This is a genomic window from Ancylobacter sp. VNQ12 (genome assembly GCF_049445835.1).
In the GTDB taxonomy this organism is placed as follows: Bacteria; Pseudomonadota; Alphaproteobacteria; order Rhizobiales; family Xanthobacteraceae; genus Ancylobacter.
In genome coordinates this window covers 19,522-36,888 of sequence record NZ_JBMSDU010000016.1, presented here as the reverse complement: position 1 = coordinate 36,888, position 17,367 = coordinate 19,522, and the positions used below count along the sequence as shown (strand labels likewise).

Sequence of the window (17,367 nt, the reverse complement as noted above, 5' to 3'; positions counted from 1 at the left end):
CAGCGCATTAAATTCTTGCAAATTCAGATTTGCGGACTATGTAGTACGCGAATGGAGAACCAGATGGCTACCGGATTGATCGGCCAACGCCTCAAGGCGCTGCGCGAGGAAAAAAGCCTCTCGCAAGAGGATTTGGCGCAAGTTTTTGGCTTCAAGGATCGCCAAACCGTTTCGGCCATTGAGAACGGCGAGAGGAAGCTTTCCGCCGACGAGTTGCTCATGGCGGTTCGTAAGCTTGAGACCAACATAGAGTATTTTACCGACCCATTTTGTCTTGTTGGAGAAGGTCGTTTCAACTGGCGTCAGGCTAGTGTATCCGCCGCTGTTCTGAATGCATATCAGCGCAAGGCTGGCCAAATGATTGCCGCCTTTCGTGCCCTCGCCGCGGAAATGGGTGAGCGCCCGACGTTGATGAGGCATGCACTCACGCTTTCCCGTTTCTCCCGATTCGAGGATGCCTCCGACGCAGGTGAGCGATTTACAGCAGAGCGACGCCTAGGTCCCGTTCCGGCTAGCCGCTTAATAGAGGTAATGGAAAGCGATCTGTCTCTTTTGGTCCTCATGGTAGATCCCAGCGACGATGGGATTTCCGGCGCCGCATGTAGGTTGCCGGAACTCGACGTGATTCTTATTAATCGCCGCGAGCCGCTCGGTCGGCGACATTTTGACCTTGCTCACGAACTCTTTCACATTTTGACGTGGGACGTACTTCCGCCTCCGCATGTTGAAGATGTTTCCGCGGGTGCGAAAAAGCCGAGAATAGAGCAGCTCGCCGATGCTTTCGCGGCAGCACTGCTCATGCCGGCCAGGGTTGTCGAGGCTGCAAGGAACTGGGGGGTGCTCACCGGGCAAGCTCTGGCGGATGCTTTGAATGTAGTCGCGGACCGCCTGCAAGTTACGTCTGTTGCGTTGTTTTGGCGAGTCGTGGCGCTCGGGCTGCTAAATAGAGTTGGCGCCCCACACGTCCCACCTGAAGGTCTTCGCTATAACGGGAAGGCAGGCATCGGCGACGATAATGTGCCTCCATTATTTTCGCGTCGATTTATGGAGATTATGAGTCGGGCTATTGAGGAAGGAAGGATATCAATACGAAGACTGTCTGGAATCCTTGACGTTGACGTAGACGATTTGGGCGAGATTTTCTCAGCGCACGGTCTGCGGGCGCCGTACGCGTTGTGAGCCTCTTATGACCCGGTGGCGAGGACCTGTTCTTCTAGACACTAATGTCCTCGTCGAATCCCACCGGATCGGCGCCCTGAAGGCGTTGCTGGGCGGGTATCATTGCGAAACAGTCGAGGCTTGCTTTGTCGAAACGCAAACTGGCTATCAACGTAGAAGGCCGGAAGAAAATATTGACGCAGATGAACTTCGATCGAGATTAAAGGCAGTTCATGGCGTTTCTGACGATGAGATGGCAAACGCCGTATTGCGGGATCCCGAACTAGCCAAACTGGATTCCGGAGAGCGAGCGCTCTGGGCGCATGCGGCATCTCGAACGCAGCCGTGGATGTTGAGCGGGCCAGATTTGGCTAGCCTTAGGGTTGGGTTGAGGCTTGGTATGCGGTCTCAACTTGTCTCCCTTGAACAGCTTTTACTTGATGCCGGTTTTCGGCCTCAATCGCTTCGAGAAGCCTATACGCGAGAATTTCACGATCGTGCCATGGCACAGATTGCACAACGAGAAGGGTTCGCTGTGTAGTGCCACGGGTGCTGCGCAACGACCCGTTGCTCATGGCACACGCTGGGGGGCCTTACCATTCATCGGAGCCTCTCTACCCCGCCACCCCATCCAGTTCCCGTCACGCCGTCTTGCGTGATAGGCCATGGCCGCCGCCTAAAAGGAGAAGGCCATGGCCGAGCGTTTTGAGCGACACCGTCAACCTTGGACCCATGAAGAGCTGGAAAAGCTGAAGACGCTCGCCAAAAAGGGCATGGCGCTGAAGGCGATTTCCAGGGCAATGACCCGCAGCGAAGAGTCCATCAAGGACCGCGCGAAGCTCGACGGCATCGGGATAGCGAAGCTGCGTTGAGGCCAGTCTACCCGCCCACGCCCTCCGTCCCCGCCGCCTTGTCCAGGGCCCGGCGAGCGAGGACCAGACGCCGCCAAGCCTGGTGGCTGGCCTTGATGACGGCTAACCGCTCCTCGGGCGTCAGCGAGGGATTGTGGGCCGTGTGGAGGGCATATGATTGATCTTCTAGCGCCGCCTCGAGTTCGGACAGCAGATCGATGATATTCGGCTTGTCGGTCATGGCTCGGTCCTTGTTATGAGTGATGGTCAAGCCGGCTTGCGCGGCGTGACGGACTTTGTCAGACAGCTCAGTCGACGCTGTCTCGACTTTTGCGTGCGGCAGTGAAATTCTTCCCGTTAAAGGGGAGGGTATCATGGGGCTGTGGGGCGCGCCGAGTGGCGGGGTATCATCCCCTGCCGTTGTCACTGGAAAACGTCGAGTGATTGTTCTCGACACCGAAACGACCGGCCTGCAGCCATACGATCGCATGATCTCTATCGCTGCGCTGCGCTTTGAGGGCGAAGAGTCCAAGGGCTATCTTCATCGCGTCTATGACCCGCGCAAGGACAGCCACCCCGGCGCATTGGCCGTTCACGGCTGGGATGACTGGACGCTCCGATTTCAGGATCTCTTCGCAGACGATGCGGAGGAGGTCCGCGAATGGCTCAGTTGGGCCGACCTCCTCGTGATGCACCATGCTGCATTCGATATGCGCTACGTGACCCGCGAGCTGCGCAAGGCCGAGGTGGCGCCCCTGGAAGTTGAAGCGTTCTGCACCATGGAGGGCGCTCGCGGCGCCTGGAGCGGCTCTGCACGACTGGATGACTGTCTCGGGCGTCTTGGGTTGCAGAGGGCTGGCAGTAGACACGGCGCCTATGAAGACGCGCTTCTGACCGCTTGCCTGTTCTTTCACCTTCAGGGGAGTGGGCATCGCCCGGTGCTGCCCGACGCCTGGCCTGAACCTACAAATCTGCGGCCGGCGCCTCCGAGGCCTTCGGGGATGCTTCCGCGGCGGACCACGAAGAAACGTTCAGCGGGCAAGGAGGCCATTGCTCCGCCGAACACCGCGGGGAACCTCGCTGCCATTTTGGAGAGAGCGAAAGACGGCATCGCGATCCTTCGTTATGTCGCCGAGGTCGGCCGGGTGAATGCCGAGGCGCAAACCGACATTCTTGATCAGTATCTCGATCACGTTTGGCCAGCAGGGTCGGCTGCACCAATGGAGCGCCGGTTAGCGCTTCAAGCCGCTCTCGACGCGCCAGGGGACGAAGGGGGCGCGCTATGGGCGGCGCAGCAAGTTGCCTCTTTGACGAGCGACGTAATCGCCCTTGGCCCTCTTATAACTGCACTAGTGAAGGTCGACGGTCAGGCTACGCCGGAAGAGACTCGCGCGGTGCAACTGGTGATTTCAGCCATCCGGAAGGCTAGAGCGCTTAGGGTTTAAGCGCCGCGCCATCGCCACCCGCCTCATCGCCTTGGCTGATGAACTGGATGCCGGCAGATTCAAGTGCTCGCCGTAGAACGTCCATCGTGGCTCGTCTCGGCTGCGACGAGCCGGCTTCGAGTTGACGGACTGTCACTACGCCGACGCCCGCCGTATCGGCGAGCTGCTGCTGGGACCAATCAAGAAGGGCGCGCGCTGCACGACATTGAGCGGGGGTCATGCCCCCTCATAGCACCGGCGGAACAAATTGACCACAAGCGTCGAAATTCGATTGAAACGGCGTTAAGCATTGGTTAGCGTCGCAAGCATCGAAATTCGACAGCTTGGAGTCGCCCATGAACATCCGCAACCAAACCGACATTGATCATGCGATCGCCGCAGCGTTCGACCTGCACGACCTTTGCGCCGGCCAGACCGGCACCGCGCCGGCTGGGCGCCCTTCCAATCCCGACCGGCCGTCCGACAACCCGCCTGTGGAGTTCGCTGGCGAGGAAGACGACAGAATCCTCTCCCGGCTTCCCTTCATCGCGATGACGCCGAGGGGGCGTGATTTCTGGGCCGTAGAGCCGACCGGCGCCTGGGCTGCGGATTGCGCCATTGCGGCAGCCCACGCGGCAACACTCGTCGAGGAAATGCACTCCAGAGAGTGCAACATCTTCACCGGCCGCGTGCTGCTTGGCTGGGTGCTCGCGGACATCGCCGCGAAGGGTAACCGCGCGCACATGGTAGGTTTTGCTGGCGCGTTGAGCGAGGCACTGACGCGCTTTGATCGTTGACCGCACCAACCGGCCCCGTCGCCCTAACCGGCGGCGGGGCAGGGCGGTTAGATTTGACTGGAGCTGAGGACTCGAACCTGGGCGCAGTGTTTTGCTAGCGGCTCAAAGCGGGCAGTAGCCGCGCGCCTGATAGGCCAATTGCCGGGATCGTCAGGGGGGAAGAAAGGAGGGAAGGATTTGCGCCGGACCGGAAAACTCAACGTTTTCAATAGTTTGGCGAGGAAATTGGCTCGCCGGGGTCGGCGAAGATGCGAACTACGAATACTCAATCCCCCGACCCAACGCTACGCCAGAATCCCCTAAAATCCGCAAGCGTGACCGGGACCGCGCCGAGGCAATACGCCTGGCCGGAGGTCCCAAGCCCTCGCTGAGGGATCGAGCGGTTGCACTCGCTCTCGAACGCGGAACCGTCCGAACGCGCGACCTGACGGAAATTGGGATTCCGCGCTGCTATCTCACCCGGATGTGTGACGAGGGCCTGCTTGAGAAGGTTAGCTACGGCGTATACCGGGCTGCGGTGCGGAAGGCTGCGTGATGCGTCACTTTTCACTTCTTGCTCGTCAGCCGCGCCCGGAGCGGTAGCAGGCCTGCCAAGGTCACGGCCGTGAAGGCGGCCCCCGCCAGGAATGTTCCGCGTGGCCCAGCAACATCCCAAAGCAGGCCTGCAATGACGCTGGCGGCGAGCAATGCGACGCCGGTCACCAGGTTGAACATGCCAAAGGCGGTGCCTCTAAGTTCAGCCGGCACCGCGTCGGTGACGAGGGTCGCAAGCAGCCCCTGGGTGAAGCCCATGTGCAATCCCCAGAGTATGATGCCAAACCCCACGCCCACGATGCCCGTGGAGAAGCCGAGCATGAGATCGGCTGCAAGGAGCAGCAGGAGGCCGAGGATCAGAACGGTGATCCGATCGATGTGGTCGGAGAGGGCACCCACGGGATAGGCGGAAACGGCGTAGGCGATATTCATAATAACGAGGACGATCGGGACCAGCATCAACGGCACGCCAATGGACTGGGCACGCAGAACCAGGAACGCCTCGCTGAACCGGGCGAGCGTGAATACCGCAGCGACCGCCACGACCCACCAGTAAGTGGTGCCGAGGTTCCTGAGTTCGCTGGCGCTCAAGGGCATGCGAACCTGACGCAGGCCCGGCAGGCGCTCGGGCTCGCGTACCGCGACGAGGATCAGAGCGAACGACAGGAACGCCGGGACGACCGCAATCCAAAAGACCACCGTGAACTTGTCGGTAGTCAGCCACATAAGAATGATGGCGAGTAACGGGCCGAGAAAGGCACCGACCGTGTCGAGTGACTGGCGCAGACCAAAGCTCGCACCGCGCAGGTGGACGGGGCTGATGTCGGCGACAAGTGCATCGCGCGGCGCGCCACGGATGCCCTTGCCGACTCGGTCGATGAAGCGGGCGGCGATGAGCCATCCAACTGTGGTCGCTAACGGAAAGATGGGCTTTGTGAATGCAGCCATCCCGTAACCGAGTGCTGCTAGGAATTTGCGCTTGCCCAGCCTGTCGCTCAATGCGCCGGAAAAGACTTTGGTGATTGAGGCGGTCGCCTCCGCGATGCCTTCGATGACACCGACAGTGAGCGTCGACGTGCCAAGTATGGTTACGAGATAGACCGGCAGGAGGGCGTGGATCATCTCCGACGAGACATCCATCAGCAACGACACGAATCCGAGAGCCCAGATCCCTGAAGGGATCTCCCGCCAGGGAGTTGCGCGCTTCGGAGCAATCTCCGTCATCGCTCGGCCTTTGATCTCGCCCATTGCCCCTCTCACTGATTCTCATCGTGTGCGTCGAAGACCTGCCGAGCATAGGCGTCGAGCAGCGCCTCGCAGGCGTGCAGCCGATCCTCGGCTTCGGCTGCAAGCGTCGCACCATAGAAGTCGAGCTTGCGGATCTTGTCGAACCAGCCCCGGAGCTTCTTCAGGTCGACATCATTCTCCTCGAGTTCGGCATAGGTGTAGTGGTTTGCCGCCCGCTCCTTGGCGATCTCGGCCTCGAAATCGGCGCACTTGTCGATGAACTCGCGATAGGCTTCATCCCGATCTGCCTTAAAGCGGGCGACGACCTTGTCCTCTTGGACTCGGTCGAGCGCGACCGTCTCCAGGATCACGGATTCGCCTCCCATCTCGGAAGCATCGTTTTCCAGCATCTTCAGCCGGCGGACATGGTCATCGGTCTTGGGCAGAAGACAGACGCCGTTCTGCAGATAGACGGCGCCCATGCCCTTCAGGCGCCGCCACAGCGCGATCCGCTTGGCCGCGGGATCGGGCGGGACCTTGTAGGTCAAGAGTAGCCACGATGGAGTAGCCATGGCTACATCATATTGTTACGACCGTTACATATCAAGCGTACCGTTTAGCGCGACGCTGGGACCGAAGCGGCGTGCCCGGTGCTACTTGGCCCGTATGGCATCGGGGGCCTGCTCGCAGGGGTCGGCAATTGCCGCTATCGCACAGCCTATCGCATAGCCGATTGTCAGGCGAGCTGAGGCGCGCGGGACGGAAGCCATTTGAAGCTCCCGCTTGATCCTGTAGCCGGTACAGGAGTTATCCTGCGCAGATTGTGAGCGCCGCGACCGGATGTCGTGAGCAAGTCCAGGCCGCTTGGAGCACTGTGGAAACCACGTATTTTTCCGGTGGGTTCACCGGAGTACCCGGCTGATTGACCCAAATCAAGGACGAGCGCAGACCAAACTCACAAACATACAAACGCACGTTGTTATGAGCTATGTTATGAGCTATGGTCGGCAGCATGACCAGAAGCAAAGCCAGAAGGAGGACTGCAATGGACAGAAGAATCGTTGGTGGGCTCGCGGCTGTGGCCCTGGTGGCTGTCGGTGCCGCAGGGGCGGTCGGCGTCGTGAACGTGAATCAAGCGCACGCGCAAGGGTATTATGGGGGACAAGGGTATGGGGGATACGGTTGCCCGGGGATGATGGGCATGATGGGGCCCGGCATGATGGGCATGGGCCCCGGGATGATGGGCCAGGGCATGATGGGCCAGGGCATGATGGGCCAGGGCATGATGGGCCAGGGCATGATGGGTCCCGGCATGATGATGGGCCAGCAGGCCAATCTGAACCTTTCCGCTAATGACGTTAAGACGTACTTCGAGCGTTGGGTCGCCATGTCGGGCAACCCCCGCGTCAAGGTTGGCCCCGTCACCGAGCGGAACGACAACACGATCACCGCGGACATCGTGACGACCGATAAGGACGCGCTCGTGCAGCGCTTTGCCGTCGACCGGAATACCGGCACTTATCGTGTCGTTCAGTGACGGCATGTATTGGAACGGGATGATGGGTTGGGGATGGACGCTATTTCATGGCGTCTTCACCCTTCTACTTCTGATCGTTGGCATTTTGGCGGCGGTAGCGCTCGTCCGGTTCATATCGGGAGGTCGGGACCACCCGCCCTCCCCAGATCGCCGGTCGCGGGCGCTTGACTTCTTGGAGGAGCGCTACGCGAAGGGTGAAATTGATCGCGAGGAGTACCTGCAGAAGAAGGGTGACATCGGCGGTTGAGGGCAGCTCGCGCAAACACGCGTGCGCAATCGAGCGTCGAGGAGGCAGGGATTTCGCCGTGGTCTCGTCGAGGAGGCAGACGCCATGGGAAAGGCGCCCTTGATAAGCTTGTGGTTGGCCATCTTCCTTTCTGGGGGCGGCTACCTTGTTGCCGTGGCGCAAACGCCCTCGGGATCTGCGGGATGGTGGGGCGGTCGATCTCGCGCCGCAGCGGAGGGCAACCCAGAGCACGGGAAGCGCGTTGCGGAGTCGAAATGCGCTGCATGCCATAGCAGCGATGGAAACAGTGCCGATCCGAAAATCCCCAAGCTCGCTGGACAGAACCCGGCATATCTTTACTGGCAGCTATGGGCCTTCAAGACGGGGGCCCGCAGGTCGGACATCATGTCCGGCATCGTCGCGACTCTCTCCGACAGTGATTTGGCCGATGCCGCAAGCTTTTACAGCCGGCAGGGCGTCCGACCGGACCCCATCAAGGACCAGCGCTTAGCAGCCATCGGTGAGCGCATATATTTCTCAGGCGTAGGTCAGGGGACGCCTTCGTGCGCGATGTGCCACGGCTCGCGTCGGCAAGCAGGGAGGCCCGTGATGGGGATGATGCCGATGATGGGAATGATGGGCAACGCGCCCGGGCTGAATGGCCAGCACGCGGACTATATCGTCGACCAGTTGAAGCGGTTTTCCAGCGGCGAGCGACAGGGCATGATGATGGGGCGCATCGCGGTCATGCTGAATGACACGAACAAGAGAGCCGTGGCCGAATATCTGTCCGGCCTTCATTGAGAGTTGCCCTCATCTGACGGGAGCCTGCTCAGGTTCGGGCCAACCTCATGGGCAAGACTGGAGATGTTGAATGAGCTACTACTTCGCCAAGACACTCAAAGTCGGCTTCGATGAGGCCGTTCGCCGTGCGACCGATGCTCTGAAGCAGGAGGGCTTCGGCATCATCACCGAAATCGATGTCAAGGAGACCTTCAAGAAGAAGATCAACATTGATTTCCGAAACTACCGCATCCTCGGGGCATGCAACCCAACGCTTGCCCACGAGGCGCTACAGATCGAGGACAAGGTCGGGACCATGCTACCCTGCAACGTCGTCATTCAGGACATCGGCGAGGGGCGAACGGAGGTGGCTGCTATCGATCCCGTGGCTTCAATGCAGGCCATCGACAATCCCGAGCTGAAACGCGCGGCGGAGCAGGTCCGCGGGAAACTCAAGCTGGTTATCGACCGGCTCTGACGTTGGATGGTCGCTTGAGACTGCTACGAGGCCTCACTCGTCCTTTTCCTCCGGGACCTCGATGACGTGCCCCACCAGATCCTCCAAGATGCATCGAACACGATCATCCACGGGGGCGTAGATAATCTGCTTGCCGCTACGGGTGGCGGAAAGGAAACGGCTCGCTCGAAGCATGCGCAGATGGTGGCTGACGAGCGAGCGAGCAAGCGATGTGCGTTCTGCCAGTTCCCCGACAGAACCGGATTGCGCCAAGCATGCCAGGAGCACGCGCAGACGGGTTGGCTCTCCGAGGAGGCGTAGAAGCTCTGCGAGCTCCACGACTTGTTCCTCGTCGAGATCCGGAAGCCAATCGGGTGTAAGTCTTACCGCGATGTTCGCGCGCATGTGACGCTACTCCAGTTCGCCGGGCGACCGATTGTCAGTGACCGCCAGCCGGCTTCCGACTCGTATATCAAAAGCCGGTCAGCATGACAGCCAGTGTCATAAGTTGGACGCTCGCAACGCGGGCGCAGGATCCGTGCAAGCCGAAAATCGGACGACAACATGCATTGGCGCTTGATCCTGTGGTGACTACAGGATTATTGCGCGAATGATTCTTAATTAGAGACTCGTAGATGCGCCTGACAGATGGTCCCGTTCGTCCCCGCCCAAAAACCGCAAAAGAGGTTTTTCGCTACTCTTGGGTAGCCCTTCTTTCGGCTCTCCTATTGGGAGTCATGCCATCTCAGGCGCTCGCTAGCGACGCAGACGTCCAGACGGCCTGGCGGCTTCTCGACTACGTCGCTGTCGATTATGCCGGCGCAGTCTCCGGCGGCCGGGTCAGCAATGAAGCTGAATATGCGGAAATGGTGGAGTTCGCGGGTCAGGTAGAAACCAGGCTCGAAAGTTTGCCCGAAAAAAGCGGCAAAGCCGACCTGTTGCGCAGAACCGGTGCGTTGCGCGCGGCGATCACTGCCAAAGCGGCTCCCAATGAAGTCGCGACACAAGCAAGGGCGCTCGCGTCCGCCCTGCTCGTTGCCTATCCCGTGCCGCTCGCCCCTACCGCGCCGCCGGACCTGGCGCGCGGGGCAGCGCTCTACGCTCAGAATTGTGCAACTTGTCACGGCACAACGGGTGACGGACATGGCCCGGGTTCGGTCGGGCTCGATCCGCGGCCGATCGCGTTCAGCGACAAGGCTCGCGCCGATCAGCGCAGTCTGTTCGGCCTTTATCAGGTCATCACCCAAGGTCTCGACGGCACGGCGATGGCGAGCTTCGAGTCGCTCTCCGACCAGGACCGCTGGGCATTGGCTTTCTACGTTGGCGGCTTCGCCTATCCGAGTTCCGAAATTCGCCGGGGCGAGAGGGTTTGGCGCGATGATGCCTCGCCTGGTCAACGCTATCCCAACATGGCGGCGTTTGTGGGCGCAACGCCGGCGGCGCTCGCAGGCGATATCGGTGCGCAAAGGGCGGAGGCCGTGACCGCCTATCTGCGCCACCATCCCGAAGCGGTTGCCACGCGGGAGGGCGGGTCGCTGGCTCTCACCCGCGAACGCCTCAAGGCCAGTCTCGATGCTTATGCGGCAGGTAATCGCAAGGCCGCCGCAGACCTCGCCTTGTCCGCCTATCTCGACGGCTTCGAGCCCGTCGAACCCGTTCTTGCCGCCCGCGATCCTGCGCTCATGGCACGAATCGAACAAGCGATGGGGGCGCTGAGGGCAGCGATCGGCAGGGGCCGCCCGCTCGCGGAGGTCGAAGCCGCCAACCAGGAGCTTGCCAGCCTCTTCGGCGATGCCGAGGCGAGGCTCGCGCCGGAAAGTGCAAGCAGCGTGTCAAGCTTCCTCGGCGCATTCGGCGTCCTGCTGCGCGAGGGACTTGAGGCGTTGCTGATCGTGGTCGCGATGATCGCCTTCCTCCGCAAGACCGAACGCACCGAAGTGCTTGGTTTCGTTCATCGCGGATGGGTGGCGGCACTGGCCGCAGGTGTGGCCACATGGTTTGTGGCCACGTATTTCATCGGCATCAGCGGGGCATCGCGCGAACTTACCGAAGGATTCGGCTCGCTCTTCGCCGCGGTCATCCTGGTGACGGTCGGAATCTGGATGCACGGGAAAAGCAATGCCGAGGCCTGGCAACGCTATATCAGGGAGAAGATGACGCACGCCCTGTCGAAGCGTTCGGGCTGGTTCCTTTTCCTGCTTGCCTTCGTCGTTGTCTATCGCGAAGTCTTTGAGACCATCCTTTTCTATGCCGCGCTCTGGGCACAGGGAAACGGGCTGGCCATGCTGGGCGGCGCCGCGGCGGCCGCGGCGCTGCTTGCGGTTCTGGCCTGGATCATGCTCCGCTACAGTACGCGCCTACCGATCACCCAGTTCTTCTCTTGGAGCGCCATCCTCATCGCGATCCTGGCGGTCGTGTTGGCGGGAAAGGGTATAGCGGGTCTCCAGGAGGCGGGAATCTTGGGTGTCGTGCCGCTGTCAGGCATACCGCGCATCCAGATGCTTGGGCTTTTCCCCACAACCGAGACTGTAGTGGCGCAACTGGTAGCCATGGCAATTCTCGTTGCGGGTTTCTGGCTCAATCGCAAAGGCGCGGGACGGGAGACCTGACGCCATTGCCTGCAGAAATTTGGAGCACGACCACCAGCGAATCACTGCGGGGTGCCTCGCAGTTCGCGAAACATGGCTCGACGGAGTGGCGAGGCCGTTGAGACGCCCGGCGGCGGACGGCGTTGGCATCTTTGGCGCGGCGCAGGATCGGCGTCATGGCGGTCGCGCATCTGCGATCGCCAGCCCGTAATGTAATAATTCGATCTTGATTCTGTAGTGACTACAGGATGTATGCAAGTTCTGGCTCGAGTGAGAAGAAGCTCGGGAACCGCGCAGGAACGGGACCGGAAGGACACGATGATGAAGGTGGATGCCGCGAGATGAGCACGTCAAGCTTGCTGCGCTTCAAGGTCGACGGCTTAGACTGCCAGAACGAGGTCCGAGCGCTTCGTGCGGCGGTGGGTCCACTTGTCGGCGGTGGCGATAAGTTGTCCTTCAACACCCAGACCGGGGTCATGGACGTGCAATCGGCGAGTGCTTCGACGATTGATGCCGTCCAGCGCGCGGTCGCAACGACCGGCATGCAAGCACATCTCCTGGGGAATCCGGTGCAGCAGCTTGCACCGGCACTGGTGTTCCGGGTCGAGGGGCTCGATTGCAAGAACGAGGTGGCGGCCCTCATGCGAGAGGTTGGTCCGCTGGTCGAGAGTGAGGCCTGGTTGTCATTCGACACGGCCAAGGGGCTGATGACGGTCGCGCCGCAAGGGCTGACGACGGTCGAGGAAATCGTCGCCCGTGTCGCCGCGACTGGCATGCGCGCCGCGCTTGTAGAAGAGGATATGGCCGACGCACTGCTTTTCCGCGTCCGTGGGCTCGACTGCAAGAACGAGGTGGCGGCCCTCATTCGGGAACTGGGGCCGCTGGTCGGCGAGGACAAACTCGCCTTTGACACTGCGCAAGGCATGATGACCGTGGCCCCTCAGAACCGGGCTGCGTCCGCCGCGATCGAGGAGGCCGTGGCTCGAACGGGTATGCGCGCCGAACTATGGGCGCCGCAGACAGTCTCAGACGCCTCGGTCCAGCCCGCCTCCATGCACGAACGCGCGGCGTGCGGCTGCGGCGCAGAGGGGCAGGAGGCCTTCAGTCCCCCAATCCCGACCCACTTGCCCGGCCAAGTCGTGTTTCGAATTCACGGCATGGATTGCGCCGACGAGATCGCGGCATTGAAGCGCGAGGTCGGTCCGCTGGTTGGGGAAGACAAGCTCGCGTTCGATCTTCTCAACGGCCGTATGTCGATCGACGTGACGCCGGATTCCGTGCTCGAAGCCCGTGTCGAGAAGGCGGTGGCTCGCGCGGGTCTGCGCGCCGAGCCCTGGACTGAAGGCGGAACCAGCGAGGCCGCGCAAGCCGAAGAGCGTCGCAAGCGGGTCCAGTCGTGGCTGACGACCGCGAGCGGCGTGTTCACGGTGCTCGGCTTTGCGGTCCACGCTTGGCTTGGAGGCGGTGTCTTCGCAGCATTCGAGGCGGGCGAACACGCTTTGGGCTCGACCCCGTTGCCGAGCATGGTTCTATATGCGGTCGCGGTGCTCTGCGCCGCGCGCTACGTCGCGCCCAAGGCTTGGCTCGCGGGCAAGCGACTTCGCCCCGACATGAATCTGCTGATGATGGTTGCGGTCGCAGGCGCGATCGGCATCGGCGCCTGGTTCGAGGCCGCTACCGTTTCGTTCTTTTTTGCATTGGCGCTGGCGCTCGAAGCTTGGAGTCTTGGTCGCGCGCGGCGTGCGGTTGCCGCGCTCATGGAACTCGCGCCGGCCACAGCACGCGTCAAGCTCGAAGACGGCTCCGAGCGCGATGTCCCGGCGGCCGAGGTTCCTGTCGGCGCGCATATCATCGTCCGGCCAGGAGACAAGGTGCCGCTCGACGGCCGGGTTATCGCGGGCGAGAGCGAGGTCAATCAAGCACCGATCACCGGTGAAAGCGTCCCCGCATTCAAGGCAGAGGGCGACGAAGTCTTTGCCGGAACTATCAACGGTGAGGGTGCGATTGAGGTCGTGACCACCAAAGCGGCGAATGACACGACACTTGCCCAGATCATCCGCATGGTGGGTTCGGCGCAGAGCCGACGCGCGCCTAGTGAGCAATGGGTGGAGAAGTTCGCGCGCGTCTACACGCCCGTCGTGATGACACTCGCCATTGCGATCTTCCTCGCTCCGCCTTTGCTGTTGGGCGGTGCCTGGGACGTCTGGTTCTACCGGGCTCTCGTGCTCCTCGTGATCGCTTGTCCGTGCGCGCTGGTAATTTCGACGCCGGTGACGATTGTGGCAGCACTCGCCGGCGCGGCGAAACAGGGCGTCCTGGTGAAGGGCGGCACTCATCTCGAAACGCCTGCGCGGCTCAAAGCTGTTGCCATGGACAAGACGGGCACGCTCACCGAAGGGCGGCCCCAGGTCGTCGAGATCGTGCCGCTTGGAGGCCGCAGCGAAATGGAGCTCCTCGGCTTGGCTGCGGCCCTGGAGGCGCGCAGCGGACATCCGATCGCTCACGCCATTCTGGCGAAAGCCGCCGAACTGAAGATCACCGTCGAGCCTGCTGAGGCTGTCCAGGCCATCACTGGCCGAGGTGTCCTCGGTCGCGTGGCCGGCCGCGAGATGTGGCTCGGCTCGCGCCGCTACATTGAGGAGCGAGGCATCAACTCAGCAGAAGTTGTACAGCGTACCGATGCGCTTTCGAACGGCGGTCGCACCATCGTCGCGGTCGGCGATCGTCAAGACGTCTGGGGCCTCGTTGCCGTTGCCGATGCTGTCAGGCCGGAAGCGAAGGACATCGTCACGGCGCTTCACCGCGCCGGGATCGAACACGTTGTGATGCTGACTGGGGACAACCGTGCGACAGCGGAGGCGATTGCGAAGCAGACGGGCATCGATGAGGTTCGGGCGGAACTTCTGCCCGGCGACAAGGTGGCGGCGGTCGAGGAGTTGGTGCGGCGCTACGGCTCAGTGGCGATGGTCGGAGACGGAGTCAACGATGCTCCCGCGATGGGGCGTGCCAATCTCGGCATCGCCATGGGCGCTATGGGAAGTGACGCCGCCATTGAAACGGCCGATGTCGCCCTCATGGCGGACGACCTTTCGAAGCTTTCGTGGCTAGTACGCCATTCCCGCGCAACGCTTGCCATTATCCGACAGAACGTCGCCTTCTCGATCGCAGTGAAGCTGCTGTTCACAGCGCTGACGGTGATTGGCCTCGCATCGCTTTGGGGCGCTATCGCGGCCGACGTCGGCGCGTCTCTGCTGGTCGTCCTCAACGGCCTGCGCCTGCTCAACCGTGGTCAGGCCAGCACTCAAAAGAGTGGCCCACCTGGCGGCCTTGGTGTTTCGGCGCAGCGGCCTCGGGCCCCGACCATCGTCGAGACGGTCCCGGCGTAGCCCGACACCGCGTCGGTGCGATCCAGCACAAATGCACTGGCCGCGGAGAATGGCCGAAAAGAAGGACTGATTGAGCGTGGTGTATCTCAAATTGATTCGACGAACTACATTGGCATTTGGTGTTTTAGCTGCCGCCCTTGCGGTCGATTTTGTTACGAAATGGCTGATCCTCAATGTTGTGATGGCGCCGCCGCGCACGATCGAGATCGCGCCATTTTTCAATCTGACGCTCGGTTTCAACACTGGTGTCAGCTTTGGCATGTTCCGTGAGCTGTTCGTCGATAGCCCATTGGTGCTCGCCGGAATCAAGATGGTGATCGTGGCCGGACTTCTCGTGTGGGCCATAAGAACCGTAAAGCCAATGGAGACGATCAGTCTCGGCCTGATTGCCGGCGGTGCTACGGGCAATGTGTTGGACCGGATGCGTCAAGGTGCCGTGACTGATTTTCTAGATTTCCATGTCGGCAGTTGGCACTGGCCGGCCTTCAACATGGCGGACACGATGATAACGATCGGCGTCGTCTTGCTGATCACAGGCGCCTTTTGGCCAGTGGGGTCGATGACTCCCGTTCAGAAGCTGCCGAGCGGCGCGCGGCACTGAACTCCTTGGCCGGCATTCGAACCGCCACACGCCAACAGAGGAACCTGCATGACGGAAGCTTGTACGAATGGCGTGGACACCGGATTCGTGGCGCTGGGCTATTCCAAGGTCGCCCTACTGGGTGTCGTTCAAGGAATCACCGAATTGCTGCCGATCTCCTCGACGGCGCATATGCGGATCGTACCTGCCTTGCTCGGCTGGCAGGATCCCGGCTCCGCCTTCTCGGCAGCTATGCAGCTCGCAGCACTGGCTGCCGTCATCAGCTATTTTTGGGGTGACGTGAGCCAATTGGCCACGAACTCGCTTCGCGCCGTTGCGCATCGGGATTTTCGGGATCGACACTTTCTCTTCTCTGTTTGGATTGTCCTCGCGACGATCCCGATCGGCCTGGCGGGCCTGTCTTTGTCCGGGATGCTGAATACCTGCGGGTCTCCGTTGCGGACCCTCACAGTCGTCGGCTGGGCCTGCATCGTCATGGCCATCCTCCTTGCGCTGGCGGAGATTTACGCCCGCCACAGACGAACACTAGAAGATGTGTCTCTGACCGATGCAATGATCGTCGGCATCGCACAGATCGGCGCCCTGATCCCAGGAGTTTCGCGTTCGGGATCTACCCTGACCGCTGCGCTTTCGCTTGGTCTGAAACGGGAAGAGGCGGCGCGATTCTCGTTCCTACTTGGCTTGCCGGCAATCGCCCTGGCCGGCTTCAAGGAACTTTGGGAGCTTCACAAAGCCCATCTGGCTTTCGAAGGCTGGTCCATTCTTCTCGTCGGGCTCGTCGTTGCCTCCATCTCCGCTTTCTTCGCGATTTGGGGATTGATGCGGGTGCTTGAGCGCTTTTCCGCTTGGCCCTTCGTGCTCTATCGAGGCGCACTCGGCGTCTTTCTCATCTTCTCCGTGGCATTTGGTCGGTTCACCTGATTGCCGCCGATTTGGAATTTCACTTGAGCGCGAAACACGAAGAAGAAGCCGAAATCCAGCTCGCCGGGAACAATGCCGCCGAGGGCAAAACCCTCTACACGCCGGCCGCCGGGTATCATTGGCTCACTCCCTTCTACGATTTCGGGGTCGCGGCGCTCACGCGCGAGCATCGTTGGAGGAACGCGCTCGTCGCGCAGGTTCGTCCAAGAGCTGGTGAAGTGATCGTCGGCAAGTGGCCCCAGGCCGCGCTCGGCCTCGGAGCAATACTTGGCTGAGCGCTGAGCAACGTCTTTGACCACCTTTGTCGTCGGTTACCTGGATTCTCACATGTTGGACCACCATCGACCCCGCGTTCAATTTCGCTGACGCGGCGATTGTCTGCGGTGTCGCGGTCCTCGTGCTTGCAGATTCTCTTGGAGGTCAGGATCACCAAGAGGATCAGCGAGAACTTCAATAATGCGGCAATTCGCAACTTTCCCGTTGTCGCATTCCTTGATCATCCGCGTGAGTTCAGTCCTGAGTCCAAGTAGCCGGCGGATCCGGCTTTCGACAGCTTGGAGCTGATCGGTCGCGATCTGGCTTACCCGTTCGCAGGACGCCTCGGGCACCTCCTGCAGAGCGAGCATCGTCTTGATGGCCGCGATGTCGAAGCCGAGGTCCCGGGCATGGCGGATGAAGGTCAGCCGCCGGATGTCCTCCGCTCCGTAGAGGCGTCTTCCACTGTCCGTGCGGGGCGGCGGGGGTATGAGCCTGATCCGCTCGTAGTAGCGAATCGTCTCGATGTTGACGCCCGTATGTTTGGACAAGGCTCCGATAGTGATCATTTGCGGGTTGATTCTGTAGTGGCTACAGGATGTACGTATAGCAAGTGACTAGA

19 protein-coding genes and 1 pseudogene are annotated in these 17,367 nt (G+C 61.2%); 14 read left to right on the top strand and 6 right to left on the bottom strand.

Annotated elements, in window-relative coordinates:
- Window positions 1-63: 63 nt before the first annotated feature.
- Window positions 64-1,179 (top strand): helix-turn-helix domain-containing protein, encoded by a 1,116-nt coding sequence (locus ACO2RV_RS18605; RefSeq protein ID WP_423295701.1) that lies wholly within the window; start codon window positions 64-66, stop codon window positions 1,177-1,179.
- Window positions 1,180-1,850: 671 nt separating this feature from the next.
- Entirely contained in the window at window positions 1,851-2,030 is a 180-nt protein-coding gene (locus tag ACO2RV_RS18600) for a Myb-like DNA-binding domain-containing protein (RefSeq protein WP_423295699.1), read from the top strand.
- 7 nt (window positions 2,031-2,037) lie between these two features.
- On the opposite strand, the gene ACO2RV_RS18595 is transcribed toward ACO2RV_RS18600, so the two are convergent.
- Window positions 2,038-2,250 (bottom strand): hypothetical protein, encoded by a 213-nt coding sequence (locus ACO2RV_RS18595; protein ID WP_423295697.1) that lies wholly within the window; start codon window positions 2,248-2,250, stop codon window positions 2,038-2,040.
- Window positions 2,251-2,383: 133 nt separating this feature from the next.
- Here ACO2RV_RS18595 and ACO2RV_RS18590 point away from each other — a divergent pair.
- Window positions 2,384-3,058, top strand: a pseudogene (locus tag ACO2RV_RS18590) (exonuclease domain-containing protein); the annotation flags it as partial.
- A gap of 385 nt (window positions 3,059-3,443) precedes the next feature.
- Here the strand turns inward: ACO2RV_RS18590 and ACO2RV_RS18585 are convergent.
- A complete protein-coding gene (locus ACO2RV_RS18585) occupies window positions 3,444-3,674 on the bottom strand; it encodes a helix-turn-helix domain-containing protein (protein ID WP_423295694.1) in 231 nt (76 codons plus the stop codon).
- A 115-nt stretch (window positions 3,675-3,789) separates the two neighbouring features.
- On the opposite strand from ACO2RV_RS18585, the gene ACO2RV_RS18580 reads away from it, so the two are divergent.
- Entirely contained in the window at window positions 3,790-4,230 is a 441-nt protein-coding gene (locus tag ACO2RV_RS18580; RefSeq protein WP_423295692.1) for a hypothetical protein, read from the top strand.
- Between the two features lie 175 nt (window positions 4,231-4,405).
- Window positions 4,406-4,765, top strand: coding sequence for a type IV toxin-antitoxin system AbiEi family antitoxin domain-containing protein (locus ACO2RV_RS18575; protein WP_423295823.1), 360 nt, complete (start codon window positions 4,406-4,408; stop codon window positions 4,763-4,765).
- 11 nt (window positions 4,766-4,776) lie between these two features.
- Here ACO2RV_RS18575 and ACO2RV_RS18570 read toward each other — a convergent pair whose 3' ends face one another.
- Both ACO2RV_RS18570 and ACO2RV_RS18565 read right to left on the bottom strand, forming a co-directional pair.
- Window positions 4,777-6,012: an MFS transporter gene (locus ACO2RV_RS18570; RefSeq protein WP_393981449.1), complete on the bottom strand. Its 1,236-nt coding sequence runs from the start codon at window positions 6,010-6,012 to the stop codon at window positions 4,777-4,779.
- An 8-nt stretch (window positions 6,013-6,020) separates the two neighbouring features.
- Entirely contained in the window at window positions 6,021-6,563 is a 543-nt protein-coding gene (locus ACO2RV_RS18565) for a Chromate resistance protein ChrB (protein WP_423295689.1), read from the bottom strand.
- Window positions 6,564-7,036: 473 nt separating this feature from the next.
- Between ACO2RV_RS18565 and ACO2RV_RS18560 the strand changes: the two genes are divergently transcribed.
- The 4 genes from ACO2RV_RS18560 (at window position 7,037) to ACO2RV_RS18545 (ending at window position 9,015) form a co-directional block, all read left to right on the top strand.
- Window positions 7,037-7,528 carry a hypothetical protein gene (locus ACO2RV_RS18560; protein WP_393981453.1) on the top strand — a complete coding sequence of 164 codons (492 nt, stop codon included), beginning with the start codon at window positions 7,037-7,039 and terminating at the stop codon, window positions 7,526-7,528.
- Entirely contained in the window at window positions 7,515-7,775 is a 261-nt protein-coding gene (locus ACO2RV_RS18555) for an SHOCT domain-containing protein (RefSeq protein WP_393981455.1), read from the top strand. Before ACO2RV_RS18560 ends, ACO2RV_RS18555 begins: the two co-directional genes overlap by 14 nt.
- 84 nt (window positions 7,776-7,859) lie before the next feature.
- A complete protein-coding gene (locus ACO2RV_RS18550; protein WP_393981457.1) occupies window positions 7,860-8,558 on the top strand; it encodes a c-type cytochrome in 699 nt (232 codons plus the stop codon).
- A 70-nt stretch (window positions 8,559-8,628) separates the two neighbouring features.
- Window positions 8,629-9,015 (top strand): DUF302 domain-containing protein, encoded by a 387-nt coding sequence (locus ACO2RV_RS18545; protein ID WP_393981459.1) that lies wholly within the window; start codon window positions 8,629-8,631, stop codon window positions 9,013-9,015.
- A 33-nt stretch (window positions 9,016-9,048) separates the two neighbouring features.
- Here the strand turns inward: ACO2RV_RS18545 and ACO2RV_RS18540 are convergent, their stop codons facing one another.
- Complete coding sequence (locus tag ACO2RV_RS18540; RefSeq protein ID WP_393981461.1) at window positions 9,049-9,399, bottom strand: ArsR/SmtB family transcription factor; 351 nt, start codon at window positions 9,397-9,399, stop codon at window positions 9,049-9,051.
- Between the two features lie 230 nt (window positions 9,400-9,629).
- Between ACO2RV_RS18540 and ACO2RV_RS18535 the strand changes: the two genes are divergently transcribed.
- The 5 genes from ACO2RV_RS18535 to ACO2RV_RS18515 all read left to right on the top strand — a co-directional run bounded on the left by ACO2RV_RS18535 (window position 9,630) and on the right by ACO2RV_RS18515 (window position 16,765).
- Entirely contained in the window at window positions 9,630-11,603 is a 1,974-nt protein-coding gene (locus tag ACO2RV_RS18535) for an FTR1 family protein (protein ID WP_423295685.1), read from the top strand.
- Between the two features lie 320 nt (window positions 11,604-11,923).
- Window positions 11,924-14,968 carry a heavy metal translocating P-type ATPase gene (locus tag ACO2RV_RS18530; protein WP_423295683.1) on the top strand — a complete coding sequence of 1,015 codons (3,045 nt, stop codon included), beginning with the start codon at window positions 11,924-11,926 and terminating at the stop codon, window positions 14,966-14,968.
- Between the two features lie 76 nt (window positions 14,969-15,044).
- Window positions 15,045-15,569 carry a signal peptidase II gene (lspA, locus tag ACO2RV_RS18525; protein WP_393981777.1) on the top strand — a complete coding sequence of 175 codons (525 nt, stop codon included), beginning with the start codon at window positions 15,045-15,047 and terminating at the stop codon, window positions 15,567-15,569.
- Between the two features lie 48 nt (window positions 15,570-15,617).
- On the top strand, window positions 15,618-16,490 hold the full coding sequence (gene uppP, locus ACO2RV_RS18520; RefSeq protein ID WP_393981467.1) for an undecaprenyl-diphosphatase UppP: 873 nt from the start codon (window positions 15,618-15,620) through the stop codon (window positions 16,488-16,490).
- A 23-nt stretch (window positions 16,491-16,513) separates the two neighbouring features.
- Window positions 16,514-16,765 (top strand): hypothetical protein, encoded by a 252-nt coding sequence (locus ACO2RV_RS18515; protein ID WP_393981469.1) that lies wholly within the window; start codon window positions 16,514-16,516, stop codon window positions 16,763-16,765.
- 78 nt (window positions 16,766-16,843) lie between these two features.
- On the opposite strand, the gene ACO2RV_RS18510 is transcribed toward ACO2RV_RS18515, so the two are convergent.
- On the bottom strand, window positions 16,844-17,314 hold the full coding sequence (locus ACO2RV_RS18510) for a MerR family transcriptional regulator (RefSeq protein ID WP_393981471.1): 471 nt from the start codon (window positions 17,312-17,314) through the stop codon (window positions 16,844-16,846).
- Between the last annotated feature and the right edge of the window lie 53 nt (window positions 17,315-17,367).